Source organism: Synechococcus sp. W70.1, assembly GCF_047461515.1.
Taxonomy (GTDB): domain Bacteria; phylum Cyanobacteriota; class Cyanobacteriia; order Thermostichales; family Thermostichaceae; genus Thermostichus.
Genome location: NZ_JANSHH010000013.1, coordinates 97,174 through 121,666, shown reverse-complemented (window position 1 = coordinate 121,666; position 24,493 = coordinate 97,174). Strand labels below are relative to the sequence as shown.

Here is a 24,493-nt window from a genome sequence, read left to right as displayed (position 1 = left end):
GATCCTGAATAATCCAGGTACGCAGGATTTGAATTTCATCAGCGCTCAAGTGACCTAGGCGATCCATGCCGGTGCCGTTGCGACGAATATATAGGCCAATTCTGGGGATCCACTGCGTCCGATAAAAGATCCGGGAGACTCTCCCTGGGGATCACTCACAGGAACCCTGGGCGTAGGTTCAGCTCCTTCCCTGCCCTGCGACAACAAACTCAGGGCATCCACTCCCCCCCATTCAAACGGATCCCTGCAGCTCGCTGGATGACAGCATGACGAGCTAACCAACGCGGTTTGAGCAACTCGCTATTTTCCGATCCCGGCGTTACATAACGCATCACCGCAGCATAACTATCTAAAGGGCTGCGCCGCATCCAACCGGCCTGCTGATGACAACCTACACAACTGGCTTCTAGCAAGGGCTTAATATCTCGCTGGTAACTGTACCGAGGCTCGGTGCGGAAAGTCAATTCTATGGGCTTTTGTAAATCCAGCTCTTTGGCTGCAGGCAAGAGTATTCTGTAATCTGTGCTGTAGCTGAGTAGCTGTAAAGGCTGAAAGATCAGCTCGTTTCCCTGAATGTCAAAGGCCACCTCCACAGGGGGCTGGATCCCGAAGGCTAGACCTGTTATTCCGGCTGGAAGCTGTCGATCAAAACGCAGATGGATATTTTGGTCAATTGGGATCCCTCTTTGGCCGTTGGAAGGATTGCTGGAGACCAATGTAATTCCATTTGCAAAGGGAGCAGTAGATTCTACCTGGGCTTGCTGCAGCGGTGCTCGCGGCTGTAAAAGAGCCAACGTATTAGGATAAAAAGTGCTAAATTGTTCCAGTTGAGCAGGAGAGGGGGCCTGCTGCCAAACGCTACGAGGCATTCGCACTGTGAATAGGGGTACTTGTTGTTCCCCAGCTTGTCCCAATACCTCCAAAGTGATTTGCTCTGACTGCGGTTGAGCTTGAAATTGTTGGGCCAAAGCTTGCCAAACCAAAGGACGCGATTGTTCCACTAGTTGTGAATAACTCTGCCCTTGTACCGATAGAGAAATGCGATGGGTTTGTGTCCAGCCTACTCTTGCCCATGCCAAAATCAAAGCCAGCCCGAAGCTAAGCAGCAAGGATCCCAGCCTGACCCAAGGTCGATAGCGAGAGTTCAAACTCAGCATTGATGCACAATTCATCTCATAAAAGTGGATGGCCAAAAACGATGAAATTCTGTATTTCGCCTTAATCTTCCAATATAACTGGAGTAATCAAGACGACAACCTCACTTCTAGTATTTGTTGTGTTTTGTCTGCGGAAGAGGGAGCCAAGTAAAGGAATTTCAGAAAGAAGTGGGACTTTATCAACAGATACTCGATCTTCCTCTCGTATCAATCCTCCAAGAAATAGTGTTTCTCGATCTTTAAGTCTGATTTGCAATGTTCCGACAGAACGCTGATTGAGCAAACTAATAACAGTGCCATCAGAAAGTGTAATTTGACTGCCAATAGATGAGATCTGTGGAATAAGGTTCAGCGTAATGTAGCCGTTATCATCGATCCTGACATTCTGAATGAGTAAATTGACTCCCGCATTTCCTTTCTCAAAAACGACAGTTGATATGCCAGTCTCAGGATCTGTTTGCACTCTCCTATTGGTGATAACTTCTTGGCCAACCACAATAGCTGCGCCAGTGTTATTCGCGACTACTACTTTTGGATCGGCCAATATCTTAGCTGTTCCTGAAGCAATGGCTGCATCTATACGAGCTGCTAGAGATTGCTGTAATCGATTCAAGGTGTTAAACACAAGTGAGCCTCCGGTCCCTGCAGCAGGAACAGAACCAACATTAGGAACTGAGGATCCTGCAGGTTGGTCAAGAGGAGTTCCACCGAAGACAGTGTTATCTCCAGACCCCAGAGCAAAGTTGCCAGATGCACTACCCAGTGCAACTCCTAGACTAGAATTATTATCTAGGTTGATCTCAATAAACCTAGCACTAATTAAAACCTGTCGACTTCTCAAGTCAATTTGCGCAAGATATGCTGCAATTACATCATGTTGGGCAGGTGTGGCAACAATAGTTAGCGAATTTGTTCTTGGATCTGCTTGAATGGCTGACTCTTGAGCTAAAGGGATATTTGATGCTTCCAGAATGGCCAAAATTCTACTTCTGATTTCGCTCGGCGTGATACTCAATTGTCTGGCCTTGATTTCAACTGTTCCTCCTCCCCCTGCAGTACCGGCAGCAGCTAAATCGAAAGTTTGCTCTGTCTCTTCGATTCTCAGTTGATTGAGTCTGTACGTCTTGACGATCTGCTGGACAACTCCAGGGAGTTTAGTGCCGATAAAAACCGTTTGCCCTGAACGAGATGCTTGAAGTCCCTTCAGGCGCAAAATAAAGTTAAATGTTTCTTGTAGAGGTGAATCAGCCACATCTAAGGAAATCGTCAGGTCTGGAGGGACGTCATTGAGAACTACGTTCAGTCCAGCTCGACGCACCAACAAGCTCAGCACATCGCCCACAGGAGCATCTTTCAAGGTCAAGCTAATCCTAGCATTGGATCCGAGATCCACTGTAGGTGGATCAGGCAGGATTGTGCCAACGGCAATATCGCCAGCAGGAGGAGCCACAGCTCTCCCCTGGAAGGGGGATCCAGTGGGCAAGCTTCCTGGCGGCAATTGCGGTTGGTTAAGCTGGCCCACGGAGGGCACCTGAGAAATGACCGGCTTAGGAGAAGCTGGCTGAGGAGTAGGAGCTGTCTGAGCTGGCGGGGAAGAGGGGGAGTTTTGGGCAAGAGGCTGAGGAGTAGCAGCTGCCACGGGGGGAGAAGGAGAGTTTTGAGCAGCCGGAGAAGAGGCAGGGGTTGCCGGTGGGGCACCAGGCTGAGCTCGAGTTGGCGAGGCTGGTTGATTGGGCACTACTTCTTGGCTGGGCGCTGCAGCTACAGGAGCTGGCAGGGCAGAGGGCAAGCCCTCAAACTCGAAGACTAACTGCGTTGGGCTGCGCTGGGCCAGCAAGCCTTGGGGAGCTGCTGTAACACCGGCAATTTCTACCCGCACGCTGTCACTACCTATTTGCTTGGCTTCGATGAAGCGCACTCCCGGCAGGGGAGAATCCTGACGATAGCGGCCTTGACCTCTATCCAGTTGGGCATTGGCGATATCCCCAATCCAAGACCGGCCCTGTTGGGTAAAGAACACCTGCGGACGGGCGCCCCCCGTGGTTTGGATCTCCAGTCTCATGCGGTTGCCGTGGGGCACTAGCCGAATATCGGTGATACGGCTGAGGCTTTGCGGATGGGTGGAGGTCAATTGTTGGGCAGCAGCCTCATCAGGCCGGCTTTCTACGGCCAACAGGGGCAGAGAAAGGATCAAGCTCAATGCCCACCCCCAAGCAACTCGACGGCTCATTATCCTCACACCTCACTCCCTTGTCCAAGCATGTTCCTGCCTGACCCTCAGCACAGGTCTAGGCCGTGCTTCCCTAATCAAAGCCGAAATTTCGGCTTTTGCCACTACCTGTAGAGGCTTTTTTCTCCAATCTTCCCTACAGTCACACTAGATAGATGTCCCTCACCTCTGGGTTGCCCCTTGCGACAGAGCCCGCTGTCAGCCACCAGAGCCTAAGCAGGGTTCAGGCTGACCTATTGACCGGGTGCTGGCTGCTCTGGTTCAGATTGAGTAGGGGCGGGCTGTCCTGGTGCAGGGGAGGGTTGTCCTTCGGGCGCAGGGGCAGTACCCAAGGGAATGTCTTTGTTGTAGTAATAGGCGGTTAAGTCGAAGGCGACGTTCAGCTCCCCCCTCCCTTGAACGGGGGTGAGGGAGAGGTTGCTCACGCGAAACAGAGCCCGAAAACGCTCGATGTCTCTCATGAGGTTGATAATGTCGGCGTAGGGACCCTGCACTGTGACGCGCGTGGTCTGCACCTGGATGGCTGGAGCAATGATTGCGGGCACTTCGGGGTTGTCCGAAGAAGCTGGCGCCAGAGGAGAGGGGCTGAAGCTGAGCAACTGACTGTTAGGTTGCCCCTGCACCAGTCGGTTGAGATCGATCAGCTGAGTGTCGGCATTTTCAGGAGTAGCGAACAAAGCGCTGAGCTGTTGCTGCTGCCCGCGAGCCCTCTCGATCTGGTTGGGCAGATCCTGCAAGCTGGCAATCTGGCCCTGCACCTCCTGCAACTGGCTGGTTTTTTGGGCCACCTCTCTTTCCAAGGCTTGCACTTCTTCGATCAGAGGACGGAGTTGGGTGAAGGCCAGAAAGCCCGCCATGCCCACACCCAAGATTCCAATCAGAAGTCCAATGCGAATGGGAGTTAGCTCGACACCCAGCAGTACCGGCGGCCCTGCTGGAGGTGCCATCAGTTGTTCATCGTGAAAACTTTCCAGCGAGCCAGTCATCAGTTCGCCTCCGCTTGACGCAAGGTACGGATCTTTTCAACTAGGCCTATTGCTCCCCGCTGTTCCAGCTCACGGGTAAACTCTGGGTCGGGATCCCCGATAGTCCGAACAGTAACTGTTATGCTGTAAGCAACGCTGGCTTCAGTTTCAGGTGTGCCCTCCGCTCGAGAGGCGCTGTTGAGAACGGCGCTGGTTACGAAGTTGGAATCCAGCAAGGTGAGCAAAAAGTCGTTCACCAAGGGAAAATCCAGCGCCTCTCCTTGTATGTTTACGGTGTCCCCAGAAGCGCTGATGTTGGTTATCCACACCCCTTGGCCAGGGATCCGGCGCCGCACTTCCTCCAAAATGGCTGACCAGGGCTGGATGGATCCTAGGAAAGAGCGGAAGCCCTCCGTCTGGGCGCGAATGGTTTGTAATTCTTGGCTGAGGCCCTGGAGTCGGGTTAACTCGGCATTGGCTGTGCTGAGTTCCCCTTCGAGGCGGGTTCGCTCTGCCCTTAGGGCATCTCTTTGGCGCAAGAAGTGGGCCTGGAAGTACAAAAAACCCCCCATGGCCACGGCAGCCGCAGCAAACCCCAGGCCAAGGGCCAGGGCCCAGCTCCCCGCTCCTGCGGCAGTGGGTGGGGCAGCTATTGCCTCTGCCCCTGTCTGGACGGAGGCGGGAACTTCCGGTCTTTCTTTAAGAAAGTTGATCTCTGGGGTGTACATCTGTCGCCTCGCTTAGGTATTGCAGGTCATCCCTTGCCGGCTTCCCGCATGGCCAGACCCAGAGCTACTCCCATCGCCGGGCGCTCCTCTAGAGGCACCTCGATGGCATCCGGCACAAGGATGTTGCCAAAAGGATCCGCCAGCTCTACAGCCATGCCCAACGACTGAGATAGGAAAGCATCCACCTGGCCGATAGTGGCCCCGGAGCCGGCCAGAAAGACCTTCACCACGGGGAAGTTGCTTTCCGTGCTCGTGAAGAAGTCAATGGAGCGCTTCAGCTCATCGGCCAAGTCGGTAACAACACGCGCCACTGCGGCCACGCCTGGGTTCCTGGAAACCGCTTGCCCACCGCCAAGCAAAACCTCGTTGGGGTTGAGCAGGGGTAACCTCAGAGTTCGCAACAGCTCGCCAGTGCGACTGAAGGGCAAACTGAGAGCCTGGGTCAGCACCTGCCGCATGTGGACGGTGCCGATGTTAACCGTGCGGGTAAATTGGGGGATGCCGTTGACCAAGATGCTGATCTCGCTGCTGTCGTAGCCGATGGAGCTGAGCAACACTGCCTCTTGAGGGCTGTACTGGAGGAGCTGGTCGCGGATGGTGCGAATGAGGGAGAAGCTGGCCAGCTCCACACAGCGCGCTTTCAAGTTGGCTGCTTGCAGCACCGCCAGGTAGTTGTCCACCACCTCCTTGGGGATTGCCACCAGCAGCACCTCGATGCGCTCAATGCCATCCTGGGAAAGGTCAAGGCCCAGGGGTTGGTAGTCCACATCCGCCTGATCCCGCGGGTAGGGGATGTAGAGTTCCGCCTCCTGCTCCAAAACCACCCGCCGCAGTTCATCGGCAGGCAGATCAGCCGGTAGGCGAAGGAGGCGAACAATGGCCTCCCGCGCCGGCACCGCGGTTGCCACCGGCAAGTTGGTGGGCACCTTGTACTCGCTGAGCAAGTTAGCCAAGCTCAGGCCAACGGTGTTGGGATCGAGGATGCGCCCCTCGGCCATCGCCCCCTCGGGCATTTCCACGCTGTGGTAGTGAGCCAGCCGATAGCGGCCACTACCCTGCTTCTTGAGTTGGGCAACGGCGATGCGCTCGGGGTTAATCTCCACCCCAAGCATGGTTTGGGCTTTGAAACCGCCGAAGAGGCCGAACACGCTGGGAAACCCCACCCTCTGCGCCACTGCTAGACGCATACTACCCAATCTGTTGGGGGGTTACCACCATTTGCCGTTGACTGCCAGCGAAGATTTGTGCTAGCAGGCTCTCCTTATCAACCCCTTCTAAGCAAGCAAGGCCTGCCCGTGACTACACCTGAGGTGGGAAAGGCAGAACTTGCGGCTAGAATCGTAGTCTGTAATTGCCCCTTTTGGGAATGAGAACTTGTGAATTTGACCTTGCGATCCCGGCGCCGGCCCGCCTGTACCGGGGCAGGGGCATTCTGGGGACTGTACCTCTGACGGTTCTGGGATCCCGGGTGTTGGTCATTGGGGGGGAGCGATCCCTGGCCGTGGCAGAGCTGCCCCTGAAGCGCAATTTTGCTCGGGATCCCGCCGTCCAGGTTTACTGGACTACCTACGGGGTTGACTGCAGTGAGTCGGAGCTGGCTCGCCTGCAGGCACTGGCCACAGCAGAATCGGTAACCGGCATTTTGGGGGTAGGAGGCGGCAAGGCCCTGGACACGGCCAAGCTGGTGGCCCATCGTTTGAAGATTCCAGTGGTAACGGTGCCCACCTCTGCCGCCACCTGTGCTGCCTGGAGTGCCCTGTCCAACATCTACTCCGATGCAGGCGCCTTTCAGCGGGATGTGGCCTTGGATCAAGCTCCCGCTGCCCTGATCCTGGACTATGAGCTCATCCTGCAAGCCCCAGCGCGCACGCTAGTGGCCGGGATCGGAGACGCCTTGGCCAAGTGGTACGAGTCTTCTGTAAGCAGTGGCAACTCGGAAGATGCCTTGGTGATTGCTGCTGTGCAACAAGCCCGTGTCCTGCGGGATCTGCTGTTCCAGCAATCCTTGGCGGCCTTGAGGGAGCCGGGCGGAACTGCTTGGAAGCAAGTGGTGGATGCCTGCATTTGCCTAGCGGGGATCGTCGGCGGATTGGGAGGGGCCAAGTGTCGCACCGTGGCCGCCCACGCTGTCCACAATGGCCTTACTCATCTGAGGGGGCACCGGGCCACCCTGCACGGGGAGAAAGTGGCTTTTGGCATCTTGGCCCAGCTCCGCCTGGAAGAGATCTTGCAGGGGAGCCAGTTGGCGCTGGCGGCCCGCACTCAGTTGCTGGAGTTCTACCGCCAGGTGGGACTTCCCCTGAACTTGCGGGATCTACAGCTAGATCACCTGGGATCCGCCGAGCTGCTGCACGCTGCCCAAGTGGCCTGCCAGCCGGGATCGGATATCCACCACCTACCCTTCCCTGTTAGCCCCGAAGCCCTGCTGGTGGCCCTCACCACCACTGACGTGACCAGCTCCAGCCCCGTCCTGCCACGGGTGTAAGTCATTGTCCTTGGCAGGCTCCCCTGCTACGAACTTGGCGGGCCTCGCCGTATGCCGCGGAGGTGGCGCCTGCTAAAATCAGGGTTCCGCCTACCCAAGTCCACCCATCCGGGATCTCGGCAAACACCCAGAACCCGAGCAGGCTAGCCCAGAGGAGGCGGGAGAAATCCAAAGGCAGGAGCATCGTTACGTCGGCTAGCTTGTAGGCTTGGGCAAGGGCCACCTGGCCAAGGCTGCCCAACAGTCCCATCGCCACCATCCACAGCCACTGCTCTGGCGATGGCCAGGTCCAAACCCAAACGGCAGCCAAGAAGGAAAGGGGAGTCTGCAACAGGCCCATGTAGGCAGTGATCGTGAGGCTGGACTCGGTGCGGGCGAGGATCTTAAGCACGATGATCACCCAGCCAAAAAGCGCCGCCGCTACCAAGGCTAGCCCTGTGCCCAAAGAGAATTCGCGAAAGCCCGGCCTCAGCATCACCAAAGTCCCGACAACTCCTAAGCCCAAACCCAGCCAGCGCGAGGGGCGCATCTGTTCTCCCAGCACCCAAACCGCCATCATGCCAGCAAACAAAAGCTGGACAAAGCTCAGGGCCGTGGCCTCTGCCAAAGGCAACAGGCTGGCCGCCCAGAAGGAAAGCAGCATTCCCAGGGTGCTAATTGCCGAGCGCAGGAGGTAAAAGCTCATCTTGGCAGTGTGCAGAGAGTGGATCCCTGCTCGCAGAAGCAGCGGTACCAGGGCAAGAAACCCGAAGAGGTTGCGCAGAAACACAATCTCAAAAGGGTGCAGGGCGGGAGTGTTGAGCCGGATGATTACCCCCAAGCAGGCAAAGCAAAAGGTGGCTAGCAGCTTTAGGGCAACTCCTTGCCAAGCCCTCTTGTTTCTTTGCTCAGCAAGGCGGCTCCCTTGATGGCTGTACCTCCTCCTTGGAGTCACAGCTTACACCCAAATGGTTTAGGGACAGAGTTTTCGGCATCAAACTCTCAGCTTAACCAGACTTTTAAGGATCCAGCCTGCGCTCCTAGGCACCCTCTGCTGTCTACCAGACTGCTCCAAGGGGCAGGGCAAAACGGGACCCCTAGCTTTTCTTGAGAATCTCCTTGAGGTAGCCAATGACCGTTTCCGGCTTGAGGTGAACCATACAGGGGTGGCCTTCCACTAGGCAGGCTTCGTTTTTGAACTTGTTTTCTGCGCAGACCCGACATTTATAGGGAGTCTGGGTAACGTAAACATGGGGCAAGCGAGGTGCCCACAGTCGCACGGGGCTAGCTCCATCGCCGTCGGCATCGTTGCCAAATAGAGCAATGGTAGGACAGCCTACAGCTGCCGCAATGTGCATTGGCCCCGCATCCACGGAGATACAGACCCGCGCCCGCTTCAGGGCCCCCGCCAGCTCGAGGAGGGTGGTTTTGCCCCGCAAGTCAATCATCTCCGTTTCAGCCAGCAGTTGCTCCTCGCCGTCGCCGTGGTAGAGGGATCGCTGTAGCTCGGGGGCGCTACCTACTAGCCCCACCCGCAAGCCCTGGCCCTGGCACCACTGGATTACCTGGCGCCAGTATTCAAGCGGCCACATCTTGGCGCGGCGGGTGGTGGTGATGTGCACGAGGACCTCCGGCACCGGAAAATCGGGATCCCGGCTGGGGAGCTCTAGGCGGAAGAAATCCGTCTCTACATAGGCCAGGCGGCAGAAGATCTCGGCAATGTAGTTGCTGGTGAGGATATCTCTATAGCGCTGCAAAAACTCCGGGCTGTTCCAGTCGTCGTCCTGGAGCATGCGCTGCACCGGGTCGGAGCCGGGATCCAACTTGCGGCGAAAATCCAAGGTCAGGCCAGCCCCGGCAATGTACTGGGGTCGCAGAGCCGTTACCGCCACCAGGTTGAGCTCGCTAAACTCGTCGCAATTGATGGCCAGATCGTAGGGACCAGCTTGAGCCACGCGATCCCGCACAGCGGCCGCTAGGGCCTCGAGGTAATCGGGGCGGCGGCTGTAGAGGGGGAAACTGAAGTCGATGTAGGGGCAGTGGAGCTCAAAGTCGCGGGTAATTTCGCTGCCAAAAAAATCCAGCACACAGCCGGGGTATTTTTCCTTGAGGCCACGCAAGAGGGGGATGGTGACCACAAAGTTACCCACCTTGCTGGAAGAAAATACCGCTAGATGTGGCCGTTCCCGCAGGGGTTGGTTGGCAAACCGTTGCATAGGGCTATGCCGTTTGGGTCGGTGGTGCAGAGCACTCTCGCTAGGCTAGCATCCCCAGGCCAGCCTTCCAGCCAAGTCCTTGGGGAGGGGCTATACCTAGGGCAAGCTGGCTTGGCTGCCATCCCAGATGACCACCACAGCAAAGCGATCTAGAAAGCCATCGGCGGCGTTCATCTGGCGCAGATTGAAGGCATCTTCGGCAGAGATCACCAGGTCATAGCCCAAGGTGCGCAGGGCGCGGATGCGGTGGGGCCGCTCCCCAATGCGGTTGACTAGCGAGCGGGCCTGCTCTTCCGAGGTGGCGTAGGCGGCTGTGCCCTCGCTGCCCACAAAGGCGGCGTTGAGATCCTGGCCAAGGTTGATGGGCGGGTAAACAGGGTTGCCATCGGGATCCAAAAGGCGCATCGACTGGCTGGGCAGAAAGTCCAGGCCGCGGGCATCGACCAGCAGCCCTGTTACCTGGGGCTGGGGCCGCTGGGATCCCGCCTCCAAGCCAGTTCCACCCCCTGGCCCTTGGCCTGTGCCCACCCCTGAGCCAGGACTGGAGCCGCGCACCCCGCTCTGGCCGCTGCCAGGCCCGATTACTCCCCCTTGCCCAGACCCCAAGCCACCGCCGCCGGCGCTCATGTCCAACTGGCGCAACAAGTCCAAATTGAAAATCGGCCCTTCTGACCCTGCGTTCTCGTCAGGAAATAGCTGGTCGGGAGTGACCGAACGCCAGGGCGCTTCTTGTTTCTCAAGGGTTGGGGTAGGGGATCCCCCCTGCAGGCGGTGGAGGGGAGGAAACAGCGTCTGCGCCTCGACCGCTTCCCCCGGCAAGACAAGTCCCCCTGCCAGGAGTCCCAGGGCTGCCGCCTTGATCCGGATCCCTGCACCTTGAGTTCTCATGCCCACACCTCTTGGCCTGAAAATCCGCAGCCGCTCGTTCCCCCATGCTATCCAGGCGGGGGTGGTTCGGCAGGGGATCGCGCGCAATCCTCCTTTCTTTTTGATCCCCAGCGATCCCCAAGCTCTTGACCAATAGGAAGAAATACGTGAACATAGGGTCATCATTACTGATCCCCGCTGATCCCAACCTGTAGTCATCAGCGGTTGGAAGACGCAAAGCCGGCGGTCACCCCAGTAGGCCAGGGGTTGCGCTTAGCCGCAAGTTGGGATCAGCCTTATCGGTTAGCCAGTTGAGTGTGCGCACAAGCCCGATTTGTTGAGGAGAGGAGGCCCCGACCATGCCACCAGAGCGGATCCCCTTAGAAGAAATGACCATCCGGCAGTTGCGGGAAGAAGCGGCCCGCTATCAGATCCCCAAGTACAGCCGCATGACCAAAGACCAGCTTATCGAGGCCATTCGGGAGGCTCAAGTCAAGGCTGGCCGTCCTATGGATGCGATGCCGGAGCCCAGCGGGCAAGAATCGGTTACCCAAACGAAGTTTGTGGGTCCGGAGGTTGCCAGCAAGCCGGATCTGGCCGATGTGGATAAAGGGCTGGGGGATCTGCCAGGTGGCTATGGCGAAAGCCGCATTGTTCTGCTGCCGCGGGATCCCCAGTGGGCCTACGCCTATTGGGATGTGCCCAACGAGGCCAAAGAGAGCAAGCGCCGCGAGGGAGGTCAGCAGTTGGCGCTGCGCCTCTATGACGTAACGGATATCGATTTCGACCGCCAGCCGGCCCACAGCATGCAGGAGTACCCCTGCGACGAGTTGGCGCGGGAATGGTACCTGCCGATCCCGGTGAGCGATCGCTCCTACCTGGTGGAGATTGGCTACCGGACGGCGGATGGTCGCTGGCTCGTGTTGGCCCGCTCGGCGGCAGTGATGGTGCCGCCAGTCTTCCCTTCTGACTGGTTTGAAGAGCACTTCCTGACAGTGCCCTTTGACATGCCCCTCCAGGGCCGCACCCTCTACCAGCTCACCGAGCCCTACAAGCGCAGCGCTACCGGCATGGGCGTGGTGGCCTACAAAGGCGACGAGCCGCAGCGGGAGAGGACGGCGGATCCCTTCCTGGACATGGTGGGGGCTTTCGAGGCGATGCGAGTAGCGGGATCCCTGTTTGGCAGCCGCCAACTGGTGCCAGAGCAGGCCATCAGCTCGTTCATCGTTCCGTCCGGGGTGGGCATGATGGGCATGGCAGAAGTGCCTGCTGCTCCTTGGATGGCCTCTGGCTCGGGGTTGGGGCTGTTCTCGGGCGCTTCCGAAGTGCTACCGCGGCGCTCCCGTAAGTTCTGGCTGGTGGCCGATGCCGAACTCATCGTCTATGGAGCCACGGAGCCCGATGCCACCGTCACCATCGGGGGGCGCAAGATCCAGCTCAACCCTGATGGCACTTTCCGCTTCCACATGGCTTTCCCCGACGGCAACATCGATTTTCCCATCTTTGCTGTAGCTGCCGACGGCGAGCAAACCCGCGAGATCCACATGACCTTCGATCGCCGCACCCTCTCTCGCCGCACCAACACCAAAGAGGAGGCCCTTGAGGAACTGCTGCCCTAGAGGTTCTGCTCTTGCCCTTCCCCCTGGTTGCCAGGGGGATTTTTTTGGTCGGTAACCGAGGACTTGCCGACCCTGGAAGAAGCAGGCTAGAGTAGAAAAACGACGCGGGGTAGAGCAGCCTGGTAGCTCGTCGGGCTCATAACCCGAAGGTCACTGGTTCAAATCCAGTCCCCGCTATAACATCTGCAAACAGGAGGAGAGCTTCTTTACGTTGTCTTGGGCCAAAGCCAGGAAGACGGCGCATGGATTCGCGGGAAATCGAGGCGTTGATACAGGCTGCCCTACCCGGCGCCAAAGTGCATGTAGAAGATACAGTGGGCGATGGCAACCATTTTCAGGCTGTTGTTGTAGCTGAGCAGTTCCAGGGCCTGTCCCTCATCCAACAGCACCGGCTGGTGAACGAGGCCTTGAAGCCCTACCTTCAGGATGGCCGTCTCCACGCCCTAGCTCTCCGTACCTTTACTCCTAGCCAGTGGGAGGAGCTTCAGGGAGCGGATCCCGGTTCAGCTCTTCAATCATCCCCATTCCCTCCTTCTTGAGCTACTAGCCAAAGCTGATACGGAGCAGAGAAAAGTCATCTTCAAGAGCCGCCCTGCCGCGGAAAGATTGGATGTGTTGCAGAACGTGATCGACGCCAATGCAGGCATGGGCGCCTAGGAACGACTTCCAGTTCTCTATCCCCCAGATCCCTCCTTCCGAGCTGGACACTTCGTAAACCCCGTCGCTGAACACGTAGAGACAACTGTTCGCCGGGATCCGCACTTCGTCCCTAGCAAAGTCCTGCTCGGGCCAAACGCCAATGGGCAAATTGGGTGTCTTCAGCTCTAGGGGGATGGGATCCGATTGAGCAACCAACAGAGCGGGGGGGTGGCCAGCACTGGCAAAAGAAAGCAAGCGAGATCCCGGCTGGTAAACCCCATACCAGAGGGTGAAGTACATGTCATGGTGGGATCCCATTTGGAAGGACTGGTTGAGGGCGCGCAACACAGCATCTGGCTGACGCAGGTCGGTGTCGGGCAGGCTCTGGGAGCGCAGCTGGTTCACCACCGACACGGACAAGAGGGCGGATCCCACCCCGTGCCCTGAGACATCCAGAAGGTAAATAGCTAGGTGATCCTCGTCCAGCCACTGGTAGTTAAACGAATCGCCCCCCAGCTCCTGGGAGGGCAAAAAGCACCACTCAATCGCTATCTGGTGAAGGGGGAAGTGAGCCGGTTTGGGCAAAAGCGAGCGCACATAGCTAGCTGCTTCGGCCAACTCCGCCCGCAGTCGAGCAGTTTGCTGCTGCAGGTCATAGCTGAGCTGGTGCAAGCGTAGCCCAGCCCGCACCCGCGCTCGCAATTCATTGGGATCGATTGGCTTGCTGAGGAACTCGTCTGCTCCAGCATCTAGGCCCTGGATGCGGTCTTCGACTTCGGTGCGAGCGGTAAGCAAAATGAAGAAGGTGGTGGAAAACTTGGGATCAGCCTTGATGCGCCGGCAGACTTCCAGCCCATCCATATCAGGCATCATCCAGTCGCAGATAATCAGCCCTGGGACTAGGAGATGGGCCTTCTCCAGCCCTTCCGAGCCATTGCTAGCTATCTCGACGGTGTAGCCCTGCCGCTCTAGGGATCGCTTCAACAGCAAGCAAATGGTGGGATCGTCGTCAACAATCAGAATAGTCGTCATCCCTGCCCTCCTATCCCCGAGGCCGAAACCGCGTTCAGGCGCTCTGCCAGAACGCCCCTCTCCTCACTCGCTTTATCTGGTCGCTAACCCGCAAGGAGGGAGTTGCCGCCAGTTAGCCCGCTAGCAGTAGTAGAGGTTGCTTCCGCAATCCCCTCTATCTCTCTCTGACGCTCCCAAACCGTAATTGCCCGCTACCCAGAAACTAACTTTCTCAGGATACTGAGGAATGGGGCTAAAGACCTTCCAGGATGCCCTTTCCCTTTGCCGCCAGGGAGAGTCGCCAAGTCCCTTGGGAGATGCAGATCACACCTACCTGGGAATACTTTCTTCTATAGTCTACCTGCAGATTCGAGAGCGTCTAACAGTCCCTTCTCCCTCGCGTTGGGGTGGTGTCCCATGAGTGCATCTCCACGATGGCCATCTTCTTCTCCACTTGAGGATGGACGCACCGCCCCGCCGCCCATGCCAACTGGAGCCCTCGAGGGGGAGATTCGTCTGGAAGACCTGGACGAGAAGCAATGGCTGGCCAGCTTATCGTCGGTGGTGCTTAACCCTGCAGCTTGGAGCTGCTTCAGCCTTAGCGAAACCAGCCGCCTGCTGCGACCTTTGCAAATTTCCCCTGATCTAACAGGAACTCTCATCCTCTCTCCCAACGCCACCGCCGAGATTGTGTACAAGTTTCTTACGCGCGACGGTCGGATTGGAACCATGAAGGGGCTGATCTCGATCGAGTCCTTTCGCAGCGAGCGGCTGTACTCCGTTTACGAGCAACTGCGTATTGAAAAAGTCATACCGGTTTTTAGCGAGTCGGTCGTCGTGCAAATCGTGGATCAGCTAAGGCCGATTTTTGCCCGCGACTTGGACGAACTGCTCTGGCAAGAAAGCTTTTACTTCACCCCCCAAGATCTGCGCCAGCCGGAGTTTTGGCTGCGCGGCCTGCGGCCGGAGGCGATCCCACGCCGCTTTCGGCCCCACCTGCAAAGGGTGTACTCCCACATCATGGGGGTGTGTCGCAGCCTGCCCAACATCGCTTTTCAACTGTGTCTGCGGGCCTACTTGGAGTACAACGACGTCAAAAACCACCATCTCCTCGCCCTGCTGCTTAGCAAGTATTTCTATACGCTCTACCGCATCGGTGGGCTGGACGGCTGGGAAAGTCGGGATCCGGTGGAGGTGGGATCCCTGTGCTCTTCCAATCGACGAGCTCGGCTGCGGGCTCTTTCTCACTTGCTGACTCTGGACAACGACAGCGACGAACCGCTGGCAAGCCTCGGGAGTCCAGGGCCGGGCGGCAGTTATTTCAGCGGAGAGTGGGAGCCTGCTGCTAGCGAGGTGCCGAGTACGGAAGAGATTGAAAAGCTACGGCAAGATGTGGAGGCAGCGCGCAGCCAGGCCGCTGAGGCCCAGCAGTTGGTGGCTCAATATCAGGAAGAGAAAAAACAAGAGCTGCTCAACCGCCTCCAGGATCCAAAGAAGTTTCTCCTTTTCAGCCTCCATCAATTTTTCGACACCCTCTTGGTCTCCCTACCCGTAGAGGTGAAAAGCGAGTACGGGTCAGCTTGGGTGCCGCGCACCTCGTACCTGGACGAAAAAGACCGGGACAACCTGACCGAGCATTTGCACTGGATCACCAGCGAGGCCTATTTGCTGAGCATCCCCTTTGCCGAGTCAACCATCATCGGCTACTGGCGGGTTTTGGCCGATTCGTTCTACAGCCAATGGATTTTGAATCAGTACAAGCAGTTGCAAAGCTACGGAGTGGATCTGGAGCAGCAGGGCATCCAAATCCTGGAGCGAGAACAATTTTTGCATGAAGTGCAACTGCGCTTTGCTGCCCGCCACCGCGAGATCGTGACTCAAAATGTGGAGAAGATCAGCCAAATTCTGGTGGATAGCCTGGCCAAGCGGGTGGCCCTTAACACCAGCCAGCAGAGCTTTCAGGCGATGCGAGCCAAATTGACCACCGTTTTGGATATGGAGATCTCCCGCAAAGATATGGGGGAAGTGCGGCGGCTGATCGACTACTTTACCGATGTGTTTTTGGGCAAGCAGGAGGAGTTGCGCTCGCCCTATCCGGTGGGCACGATTTTACAGGTCAAAGCGGCCATTGAAGCTCGCCCCCCCGACACTCGCAGCCGCATTGGCCTGGAAATCTTAAACCAGATCTACCGCGAGTACGTCCCTGTCCTGCAGCAGGCGAGGGATCCCACAGGCAGGCAACTGGCCTCAGAATAGGGCTACGTCTCGGGTTAGGCGATCGAGAGTCCCCATGCGCTACCGCCAGCTTGGCCACAGCCCTCTCCAGGTTTCAGAGATCTGCCTGGGCACCATGACGTTTGGTGAGCAGAATACCCAGGCCGAGGCTTGGGAGCAGCTCGACTACGCAGTGGAGCACGGGATCAACTTCATCGATACGGCGGAGATGTACCCGGTGCCAGCGCGGGCGGAGACCCAGGGAGCTACAGAACGCTACATCGGCGAGTGGCTGCGGCACCAACCCCGGGATCGCCTCATCATAGCCACCAAGATCACCGGCCCCGGTCGGCCCTGGCACTGGATCCGCGGCGGGTCTTTGTCGATCACCCGCGACAACCTCAAACAGGCAGTGGCCGGCAGCCTCAAACGCCTAAAAACCGACTACATCGACCTCTACCAAATCCACTGGCCGGATCGCTATGTGCCGCTGTTTGGGGGCGTGGCCTACGACCCTTCTCAAGAGCGGCCCACAGTTCCCATTGCTGAGCAACTGCAGGGGCTGGCGGAACTGGTGCAGGAGGGCCTAGTGCGCTACATTGGCCTGAGCAATGAAACCCCCTGGGGACTCTGCGAGTTCTGCCACGTGGCCGAGCAATTGGGCTTGCCCAAGGTGGTCTCGATTCAGAATGCCTACAGCCTCCTCAACCGCACGTTTGAAATGGGCTTGGCGGAAGTCTGCCGCCACGAGCAGGTGGGGTTGCTGGCCTACAGCCCCCTGGCCTTTGGGCTGCTGACGGGCAAGTACCTAGGGGGCGCCAAGCCGCCGGGATCCCGCTTGGTTTTGTTTGAGAGCTTTGGCCAGCGGTACCGCAAGCCCAATGTGGAAGAGGCCGTAACCGCCTATGTCCAGATTGCCCGCCGGCACGGCCTGACCCCTGCCCAGTTGGCTTTGGCCTTTGTGCGCAGCCGTTGGTTTGTCACTAGCACCATCATCGGGGCCACCAATCTCGCCCAGCTCAAGGAAAACCTCAGTTGCCTGGAGGTGGAGCTATCGCCTGAGATCCTGGCGGAGATCGAGGCGGTGCACCAGCGCTACCCCAATCCTGCCCCTTAAAACGGCTGGCAAAACCGGCAGCCGGATAGAACTTTTTGGAAGGTTTCCCTGATCTGAGTGCGCAGTTTGGCTCGTCTTCTTCAACCCTTCTGATATCAGCACCTAATGGGGTGCTTAGTACATTGCCGGGCTCAATGGACAGCAGATTATCGGCGGCTTCCCGGACGGCACCTTTCGCCCCAACGATGTCCCCAGCCGCGCCCAGGCCATCACTGTCTTGACCTGCGCTGCCACTAACGGCAAGCTCCTTGAGGATCCCGGCCAAATCGACGCTATCCTGGCCGGCTTCGAAGACGCCAACCTGGTTCCCAACTTCGCCCCTGCCCCCATCGCAACAGCGGTTCAGGAAAACTAGCGGACGTGCCCGGCCAATAGGCCTTAATAGTGCTTCTTGGCCCTTGCCACCCCTACCTACATCTAGGGGGGTGAGGCCAGTCAGGATGCTAAGCTACTGCCAGGTGTGACTGGATGGGATCCATGAGCTCAGCGTTGCGGCCATTTTTGCTGTCGTGGCAAAGGGTTGGCTTGGGGTGGCTGGTGGGCGGAGTGCTGTGGGCTGCTGCGGCTACTGCAGTTGCTGCCCAGCAGTTTGAGTTTACTCCCCAAGCTCCTCAGCCCAGTCCCGTCCCCACCCTCCCTCTGCTCAGCGACCCGCCCGGTTCCACGGCTCCGCAAGCCCTGCCGCCGGTGCCTCAGGTGCCGCAAATGCCGCTGGATCCCACGACCCCGGTTTTGGATCCAATCCCGGTGGTGCCCGCTCAAACAGCCCCAGGTGAGCAAGCTTCTCCAGGCGAAGCCTATTCCTACCAGCGGCGGCCCGACCTTAGCCCAGGGGGAAACCGGGCCGGAGCCACGCGGGGCGAGCTGCCAGCCGGTACCCGCCTTCTCCTCACAGTCTACCGCCCCATTACCTTCCAGCCCTACCAGGCCATCAGTGCCCATCTGGAGGTCGCTGAGCCGGTGGTGGATCGCTTTGGCCAGGTGGTGATCCCGCCAGGGAGTGTGGTGTGGGGCACCTTCGAGCCGGTCTACCAAGAACTGAAGCTTTCTAGCCGGGAGGTGGAGGGCGCCAGTTCCCAAGAGCGGGTTGTCGGCAGCCGCTTTGTGGCTCATCGCCTCACCATTGGCTCTTCCACTTATCTCGTCAGAGGTCAGTCTTCTCTGCTGCCGGTTGGGCTGGATCGCAACACCGATATGGGCACCACCGTCGCGCGGGGAGCGGGCTACGGAGCAGCGGGCGGGTTGGCCTTAGGGGTGCTCACCGGGGGATGGGGTTTCTTGCCCATCTTGGCCGGCAGTCTCGTGGGCGCAGCTGCCAGCGCTACCAACATTGACCGGGTGGTGACGCTGCAGCCCAATACCCTGGTGGAGCTGGAACTCACGGACAGCCTGATCATCCAATAGCGTGGGCAGTGTTACCCCGGCTTGCTGAGGCCGGAGCAGTCAGCGGCAGGTCGGTAGAGTAGAGAAGAGCCCCTAGATTGCCCCATGGCCGTCTGGACCTACGTTGTGCCCCCCTTGGCCGGGCTGGTGATCGGCTACTTCACCAACGACATCGCCATCAAGATGCTCTTCCGGCCCTATCGCCCCTACCGGGTCTTCGGCTGGCGCATTCCCTTTACCCCCGGCCTGATCCCGCAGAATCAGCCCCGCCTGGCCAAGCAGATTGCCAAGACCATTATGGGATCCCTGCTTACGCCGGAGGAGCTGCACAACTTGGCTCGCAAGCTGCTGCAAACCGAGCGCATGCAAGCAGGGATCCGCTGGCTGCTAGGGGTGGCTTTGGATCGGCTGCAGGATCCCCAGCACCAACAGCAAACGGCGCAAGTGCTAGCTCGCATCCTGGCGGATCTGTTTAACGAGTCGCTGCCTCGCCTGGTGAAGGTGCTTGCCCGTCAGGAAACCTTTTTGGAGGGGCCAATTAACCAACTGTTCGACCAGGTGCTGCTGGAACTGCGCCTCAATGCGGAGCAGGCCCGGCAGCTTTCGGAGTGGATCCTGAACCAGGCGCTGCCCCCAAAGGTGCTGCGGCAGAACCTAGTGGACTTTCTTACCGATCGCAACATCGAAGCCTTGGATGAAGAGTTTCGCGAGCGGGCCACCGGCTCCTACTGGGTGGTAGCCAACTTGTTTGGCCTCAAAAACGCCCTGCTGCGTCTGCGCGCCTATTGCCTGGAAGATCCGGAAGGTGCAGAAGCCCTCTTGGCGGATCTGCTCAAAGACCTCAACGCTTCGCGCCGCCTGACAGAGCTCTTGCAGAACCTCTCGCTGCAAAACCTGCCCCTTTCTGCTGTGCGCCAGTTGCGCCGCACCCTGCGCGACGGGATCCAAGACTACCTGCGCTCCCAGGGAGCCGATGCCATTCGCAGCTTGGGAGAGAGGATTGACTGGGAAAAGGTAGCCAGCTTGGTGTTGGGGCGGCTGCGCAGCTCCAAGGCCGTAATGGCTTCCATCGACCAGATCAGTGCCGATCTCGCCTTGATCCTGGAGCGCTACCTGGAGCGCGACTTAGAATCTCTCATGATGCAGGTGATCCCCGTGTTGAACTTGGATCAGGTGATTGCTGACAAGGTCAACGCCACTTCCCCTGCTGAGCTGGAGCGGGCCATTCAGCAAATTGTGCGTCAGGAACTGCAGGCCATCGTCAACTTAGGAGGGCTGCTGGGATTTCTGGTTGGCTGCGTACAAGTGCTGTTTTTGCTGAGGTGAGCTGTTGGCTGCCGTTAGGATAGTGGAATGAGGTTAACAATTCTCCACACCTCCGATCTCCACGCCAACCTGCATCCCTGGAACTACTTTACCGGGAGCCCTGCAGAGCACGGCCTAGCTAAGGTAGCCACCCTGATCAAGGAGGTGCGGGCTAGCAGCCAAGACCCGGTGTTGCTCATTGATAGCGGCGACACCATTCAGGGATCCCCCTTAGGCACCTACTACGCCCAGGTGGAGCGGGCCTCTCCTCACCCCATAGCCCAGGCTCTCAACGCCCTTGGCTACGATGCCTTCACGCCAGGCAATCACGACTTCAACTTTGGGCTGCAGGTGCTGCAGGATTTCGCCGCCGACCTCCGCTGTCCCACCCTCTGCGCCAATATTCTCCGCCACAACGGGGATCCCCTCTTCCAACCCTACGTCATCCGGGAAGTGGGCGGGATCCGCGTTGGCCTGTTGGGGCTGACCACTCCCCGCATCGACACCTGGGAGCGTCCCGACTACATCGCAGGGCTGCGCTTTGCCCCCCTGCTGGAAACGACCCAGCACTACCTGTCGCTGCTGCGGCCTCAGGTGGACGTGCTGGTGCTGATTTTGCACAGCGGCCCTGACCAGTTGCCCCCTCTGCGCACCCCCGAGGCCTGGCTTAGCCTGGAGCGCTCCGGCTGGGTGAGCAACAAGAGTCTGGCAGGGGAAAACGAGCTGCTGGCTTTGGCCCAGCTTGAGGGCATCGATGTCATCCTTTCCGGCCATACCCATCAGACCATTGCGGGCTTAGGGGGAGCTAAGGCCCTGGTTGTCCAGCCCGGCTACTGGGGTAGCCACCTTTCCCAAGTTTCCCTAGAGCTGGAGCGCCACGGCAGTGGCTGGCAAGTGGTTCGCAAAACCGCCCAGTTGCTGGCGGCAGAAGGGATCCCGGCCGATCCCCAATTCCTAGCCCTCACCGAGCCCTACCACCAAGCTACCTTGCGCTACATCCGCCAGCCTATTGGCTATGCCTGCTGTGCCTATCGCGGCGGGCTGGCAGCCCGTTTGGGAGCCAATCCTCTAGCGGAGCTGCTGCATCAGGCCCAACTGCAGGCGGTGCGGGAGGCCGGCCTCTCGGCGGAGCTCTCTCTGGTTAACATCTGTAGCAATGCGGGGTTGGCGGCAGGCCCCATCTTCCTGCAAGACGCCTACAGCCTCACCGTCTACGACAACACCCTCTGCCTTCTGGAGATCACCGGCGACATTCTGCGGCGCGCTCTCGAGCAGACGGCTGGGTATTTTCGCCAGTTGGATCCCAAGCACCTGCCAGCCGATCCCAAGGCTGTCGTCGCCCCCGAGGCTCGCGGCTACACCTTCGACCTCTACCACGGTATCCACTATTGCTTTGACCTCACTCGGCCCGTGGGCGAGCGCCTGGTCAGCTTGCAATTTCGCGGCCAGCCGGTGCAACCGGAGCAAACCTTTCGCCTAGCCATCAACCACTACCGCGCCGGTGGAGGCGGTGGCTACAGCATGTTCCAGGAAGCCCAAATGCTCTGGATCTCTGCCGAGAGCATCCGCGATTTTCTCGCTCGCCACATCCGCACCCATTCCCCCCTCCAGCCCATCTACAGCCACAACTGGCACCTCATCCCCAACTTGGCCGAGATCTACTTTCCCCGGAGCTTGGATCGATCCCAGGAGAGTCTGCTGGTGGGCTAGAGCCACCAACGCCACAACTGGCCGCTAGAGCAGCCGGTAGAATACGATCAGCATAGAGCCTGGTTTGGCTGAGTACAGCAGTGGTTCTGAGGCGCCAAACTCGGCAGTTGTGGCTACTGCTTGGTGCTTGTCCTTATGACTGCTGAAGAAAAGCAACCGATGCCCCCAGAAGAGACCTATCCTGAGCTCCAGGAAGAAGAAATCAACGTGGAAGCAGAGCTGGAGAAGCTCATTTTGGAAGACCGTGAAGCAGAGGTCGGCACCTCCCCTAGCGAGGCTTCTCCAGATCTCAACGAGACCCTCAGGCAGCTCCAGCAGGAGTTGGAAATAACGCGCCAGAAACTGAAAGAGAAAGAAGACTCCTACATACGCCTTTACGCTGACTTTGAGAACTACCGGAAGCGTACTCAGCGAGAACAGGAGGAGCTTAGCCAAAGGGAACGACGGCGATTTGTGCTGGAGATCCTGCCGGTTGTAGATAGCTTTGAGCGGGCCCAGCAGCAGTTAAGGATCGAGACTGAGCGCGAGCGGGAACTGCACAACAGTTACCAGAGCGTCTATCGCCTACTGGTGGAGTCTTTGAAAAAAATGGGCGTATCCCGCATGAAATCAGTGGGCCAGCCCTTCGATCCCAGCCTGCACGAAGCCATAGCCCGCCAACCCAGCAGTGAGTACCCCGAAGATGTGATAGTTGCCGAATATCGGCCAGGCTACAAGCTGGGCGATGTGGTGATTCGCCATGCCATGGTAGCTGTCTCTGCGGGCAGTCCTAGCCCTGAGCCTTCTTCGCCAAGCGAGGGGGCCAACCCTCAACCCAGCGCTGAAGATACCCCTGATTCTTCCCAAACTGCTCCCAGTCCCTAGCAAAACTGCTTCCATGAACCTTGACAAGTAGAGCCTAACCCCCTTCAGAGAGCTACAGTGAAGGTGAAAGCACCACCTGAAGGTTTCTGGGGGACTCTGGGCAAAATGATTCGGTGGGATGGCGTTTGATGCGCGGGAAAAAGGGCTATGGGGAAGGTTGTCGGGATTGACCTAGGGACTACCAACAGCTGTGTGGCCGTCTTGGAGGGGGGTCAGCCCGTGGTGATTACCAATGCTGAGGGAGGGCGCACCACCCCTAGCATCGTCGGCTTTGCCAAGAACAATGTCCGCTTGGTGGGACAACTGGCCAAGCGCCAGGCCGTCACCAATGCAGAAAACACCATCTACAGCATCAAACGCTTTATTGGCCGCACCTTTGCTGAGACCGAAGAAGAGCGGAGGCGGGTTCCCTACAAGGTGATCCCTGGCCGGGACAACATGGTGGAGGTGGTGGCGCAGGATCGCGCCTACACCCCCCAGGAGATCTCCGCCATGATCCTGCAAAAGCTAAAGGCCGACGCGGAGGCCTACCTAGGGGAGCCAGTGACCCAGGCCGTGATTACCGTCCCTGCCTACTTCACGGATGCCCAGCGCCAGGCTACCAAAGATGCCGGTACTATCGCGGGGCTGGAGGTGCTGCGCATCATCAACGAGCCGACAGCGGCAGCTCTCGCCTACGGGCTAGACAAGCAGGATCAGGATCTGCGCATCTTGGTCTTCGACCTGGGTGGGGGTACCTTCGATGTCTCTGTGTTGCAGGTGGGCGGCGGCGTGTTCGAGGTAAAAGCGACGGCTGGCAACAACCACTTGGGCGGGGATGACTTCGACCAGCGAATTGTGGATTGGCTCATCCGTCAGTTTCTCGAGACGGAAGGGATCGACCTTTCTCAAGATCGCATGGCCCTGCAGCGGATGCGGGAGGCGGCGGAGAAAGCCAAAATCGAGCTCTCCAGCACCCAAGTTACCTTGATCAATTTGCCTTTTATCGCCGCCGACGACTCTGGCCCCAAGCACCTGGAAGTGGAGCTAACCCGCGCCAAGTTCGAAGAGCTGGTGCGAGATCTGGTAGAGGCCACCGTCGAGCCTACTTTCCAGGCCCTGCAGGATGCGGGCCTCTCCCCGGAGGACATCGACCGCGTGCTGCTGGTGGGAGGATCGACGCGGATCCCGGCTGTTCAGGCGAAAATTCGGCAAATCTTCAAAAAAAATCCAGATCGCTCTGTCAACCCCGACGAGGCAGTGGCCCTTGGCGCAGCCATCCAGGCAGGCGTGTTGGGCGGAGAGGTCAAAGACCTGCTCCTGCTGGACGTGATCCCTCTCTCCATTGGCGTGGAAACCTTGGGGGGGGTGTTCACCCGCATCATCGAGCGCAACACCACCATTCCCACCAGCAAAACCCAGATCTTCTCCACAGCCACTGACGGCCAGACAATGGTGGAAATTCACGTCCTGCAGGGGGAGCGGGCCATGGCTAAGGATAACAAGACCTTGGGCCGTTTTCAGCTAACTGGGATCCCGCCAGCCCCTCGCGGAGTGCCCCAGATTGAAGTCTCGTTTGATATCGATGCCAACGGTATCCTCAAAGTCTCAGCCCGCGAGAAGAGAACAGGGCTTGAGCAAAGTATCACGATCACCAACCACGGCGGCCTCAGCAGCAGTGAGATTGAGCGGATGCGCCGGGAGGCGGAACTCTACGCGGAAGAAGATCGCCGCCGGCGCCAGTTGGCGGAAGCCCGCAACCAGTCAGACAGCCTGCTCTACAACTACGAAAAGACACTGCAGGACCATGCTAGCCGCCTCAGTGAGGCCTGCCGCCAGCGGGGGGCCCGGGCAGCGGGCACATTGAGGGCACTGCTGTCAGATGATAACGTAGACTTAGCGACTTTGCAGAAGGCAATGGAAGAGCTGAGGGCAGCGCTCCTGGAGATGGGGAGCGAGATTTATGGCCCTCGCTGAGCAAAGTTGCCGTTAGGTCGTCTAGCCAGTTGTGTCTTCAGCGAGTTT

21 protein-coding genes, 1 tRNA gene and 1 pseudogene are annotated in these 24,493 nt (G+C 58.5%); 14 read left to right on the top strand and 9 right to left on the bottom strand.

Going from position 1 to position 24,493, the window contains the following annotated elements:
• Positions 1 to 209: 209 nt before the first annotated feature.
• From NW808_RS02675 to pilM, 5 genes are all read right to left on the bottom strand, one after another.
• Complete coding sequence (locus NW808_RS02675; RefSeq protein ID WP_414420194.1) at positions 210 to 1,148, bottom strand: Ig-like domain-containing protein; 939 nt, start codon at positions 1,146 to 1,148, stop codon at positions 210 to 212.
• 70 nt (positions 1,149 to 1,218) lie between these two features.
• Positions 1,219 to 3,387 (bottom strand): AMIN domain-containing protein, encoded by a 2,169-nt coding sequence (locus NW808_RS02670; RefSeq protein ID WP_414420193.1) that lies wholly within the window; start codon positions 3,385 to 3,387, stop codon positions 1,219 to 1,221.
• A gap of 233 nt (positions 3,388 to 3,620) precedes the next feature.
• Positions 3,621 to 4,373, bottom strand: a complete 753-nt coding sequence (locus NW808_RS02665) for a type 4a pilus biogenesis protein PilO (RefSeq protein WP_414420192.1) — start codon at positions 4,371 to 4,373, stop codon at positions 3,621 to 3,623.
• Positions 4,373 to 5,080: a PilN domain-containing protein gene (locus NW808_RS02660; protein WP_414420191.1), complete on the bottom strand. Its 708-nt coding sequence runs from the start codon at positions 5,078 to 5,080 to the stop codon at positions 4,373 to 4,375. Before NW808_RS02660 ends, NW808_RS02665 begins: the two co-directional genes overlap by 1 nt.
• Positions 5,081 to 5,106: 26 nt before the next feature.
• On the bottom strand, positions 5,107 to 6,267 hold the full coding sequence (gene pilM / locus NW808_RS02655; RefSeq protein WP_414420190.1) for a type IV pilus biogenesis protein PilM: 1,161 nt from the start codon (positions 6,265 to 6,267) through the stop codon (positions 5,107 to 5,109).
• A 179-nt stretch (positions 6,268 to 6,446) separates the two neighbouring features.
• On the opposite strand from pilM, the gene NW808_RS02650 reads away from it, so the two are divergent.
• Positions 6,447 to 7,565, top strand: coding sequence for an iron-containing alcohol dehydrogenase family protein (locus NW808_RS02650; protein ID WP_414420189.1), 1,119 nt, complete (start codon positions 6,447 to 6,449; stop codon positions 7,563 to 7,565).
• Position 7,566: 1 nt separating this feature from the next.
• On the opposite strand, the gene NW808_RS02645 is transcribed toward NW808_RS02650, so the two are convergent.
• The 3 genes from NW808_RS02645 to NW808_RS02635 form a co-directional block, all read right to left on the bottom strand.
• Positions 7,567 to 8,499: a DMT family transporter gene (locus NW808_RS02645; RefSeq protein WP_414420188.1), complete on the bottom strand. Its 933-nt coding sequence runs from the start codon at positions 8,497 to 8,499 to the stop codon at positions 7,567 to 7,569.
• A gap of 142 nt (positions 8,500 to 8,641) precedes the next feature.
• On the bottom strand, positions 8,642 to 9,760 hold the full coding sequence (locus NW808_RS02640; RefSeq protein ID WP_414420187.1) for a glycosyltransferase family 9 protein: 1,119 nt from the start codon (positions 9,758 to 9,760) through the stop codon (positions 8,642 to 8,644).
• A gap of 96 nt (positions 9,761 to 9,856) precedes the next feature.
• A complete protein-coding gene (locus NW808_RS02635) occupies positions 9,857 to 10,648 on the bottom strand; it encodes a hypothetical protein (RefSeq protein ID WP_414420186.1) in 792 nt (263 codons plus the stop codon).
• On the opposite strand from NW808_RS02635, the gene NW808_RS02630 reads away from it, so the two are divergent.
• The 4 genes from NW808_RS02630 (at position 10,647) to NW808_RS02615 (ending at position 12,785) form a co-directional block, all read left to right on the top strand.
• Positions 10,647 to 10,784: a hypothetical protein gene (locus NW808_RS02630; RefSeq protein WP_414410537.1), complete on the top strand. Its 138-nt coding sequence runs from the start codon at positions 10,647 to 10,649 to the stop codon at positions 10,782 to 10,784. The two genes, NW808_RS02635 and NW808_RS02630, sit on opposite strands and share 2 nt — an antisense overlap.
• Before the next feature lie 202 nt (positions 10,785 to 10,986).
• Complete coding sequence (locus tag NW808_RS02625) at positions 10,987 to 12,246, top strand: DUF4912 domain-containing protein (RefSeq protein WP_414420185.1); 1,260 nt, start codon at positions 10,987 to 10,989, stop codon at positions 12,244 to 12,246.
• Positions 12,247 to 12,349: 103 nt separating this feature from the next.
• Positions 12,350 to 12,423, top strand: a tRNA-Met gene (locus NW808_RS02620).
• Positions 12,424 to 12,488: 65 nt separating this feature from the next.
• Positions 12,489 to 12,785 (top strand): BolA family protein, encoded by a 297-nt coding sequence (locus NW808_RS02615; protein WP_414393014.1) that lies wholly within the window; start codon positions 12,489 to 12,491, stop codon positions 12,783 to 12,785.
• Between the two features lie 4 nt (positions 12,786 to 12,789).
• Here NW808_RS02615 and NW808_RS02610 read toward each other — a convergent pair whose 3' ends face one another.
• Entirely contained in the window at positions 12,790 to 13,917 is a 1,128-nt protein-coding gene (locus tag NW808_RS02610; RefSeq protein ID WP_414420184.1) for a PP2C family protein-serine/threonine phosphatase, read from the bottom strand.
• Positions 13,918 to 14,313: 396 nt separating this feature from the next.
• Here NW808_RS02610 and NW808_RS02605 point away from each other — a divergent pair, with 396 nt between their 5' ends.
• The 9 genes and pseudogenes from NW808_RS02605 to dnaK all read left to right on the top strand — a co-directional run bounded on the left by NW808_RS02605 (position 14,314) and on the right by dnaK (position 24,445).
• A complete protein-coding gene (locus NW808_RS02605; protein WP_414420183.1) occupies positions 14,314 to 16,152 on the top strand; it encodes a hypothetical protein in 1,839 nt (612 codons plus the stop codon).
• A 34-nt stretch (positions 16,153 to 16,186) separates the two neighbouring features.
• Positions 16,187 to 17,227, top strand: a complete 1,041-nt coding sequence (locus NW808_RS02600; protein WP_414420182.1) for an NADP(H)-dependent aldo-keto reductase — start codon at positions 16,187 to 16,189, stop codon at positions 17,225 to 17,227.
• A gap of 121 nt (positions 17,228 to 17,348) precedes the next feature.
• Positions 17,349 to 17,426, top strand: a pseudogene (locus NW808_RS02595) (S-layer homology domain-containing protein); the annotation flags it as partial.
• Positions 17,427 to 17,444: 18 nt separating this feature from the next.
• On the top strand, positions 17,445 to 17,582 hold the full coding sequence (locus tag NW808_RS02590; RefSeq protein ID WP_414410533.1) for a hypothetical protein: 138 nt from the start codon (positions 17,445 to 17,447) through the stop codon (positions 17,580 to 17,582).
• Between the two features lie 122 nt (positions 17,583 to 17,704).
• A complete protein-coding gene (locus tag NW808_RS02585) occupies positions 17,705 to 18,631 on the top strand; it encodes a hypothetical protein (protein ID WP_414420181.1) in 927 nt (308 codons plus the stop codon).
• A gap of 84 nt (positions 18,632 to 18,715) precedes the next feature.
• Positions 18,716 to 19,936: a DUF445 domain-containing protein gene (locus NW808_RS02580; RefSeq protein ID WP_414420180.1), complete on the top strand. Its 1,221-nt coding sequence runs from the start codon at positions 18,716 to 18,718 to the stop codon at positions 19,934 to 19,936.
• Positions 19,937 to 19,963: 27 nt separating this feature from the next.
• Positions 19,964 to 21,625, top strand: a complete 1,662-nt coding sequence (locus tag NW808_RS02575) for a bifunctional metallophosphatase/5'-nucleotidase (RefSeq protein ID WP_414420179.1) — start codon at positions 19,964 to 19,966, stop codon at positions 21,623 to 21,625.
• 135 nt (positions 21,626 to 21,760) lie between these two features.
• A complete protein-coding gene (gene grpE / locus NW808_RS02570) occupies positions 21,761 to 22,489 on the top strand; it encodes a nucleotide exchange factor GrpE (RefSeq protein WP_414410529.1) in 729 nt (242 codons plus the stop codon).
• Positions 22,490 to 22,636: 147 nt separating this feature from the next.
• Positions 22,637 to 24,445 (top strand): molecular chaperone DnaK, encoded by a 1,809-nt coding sequence (gene dnaK, locus NW808_RS02565; RefSeq protein ID WP_414420178.1) that lies wholly within the window; start codon positions 22,637 to 22,639, stop codon positions 24,443 to 24,445.
• Positions 24,446 to 24,493: the final 48 nt, after the last annotated feature.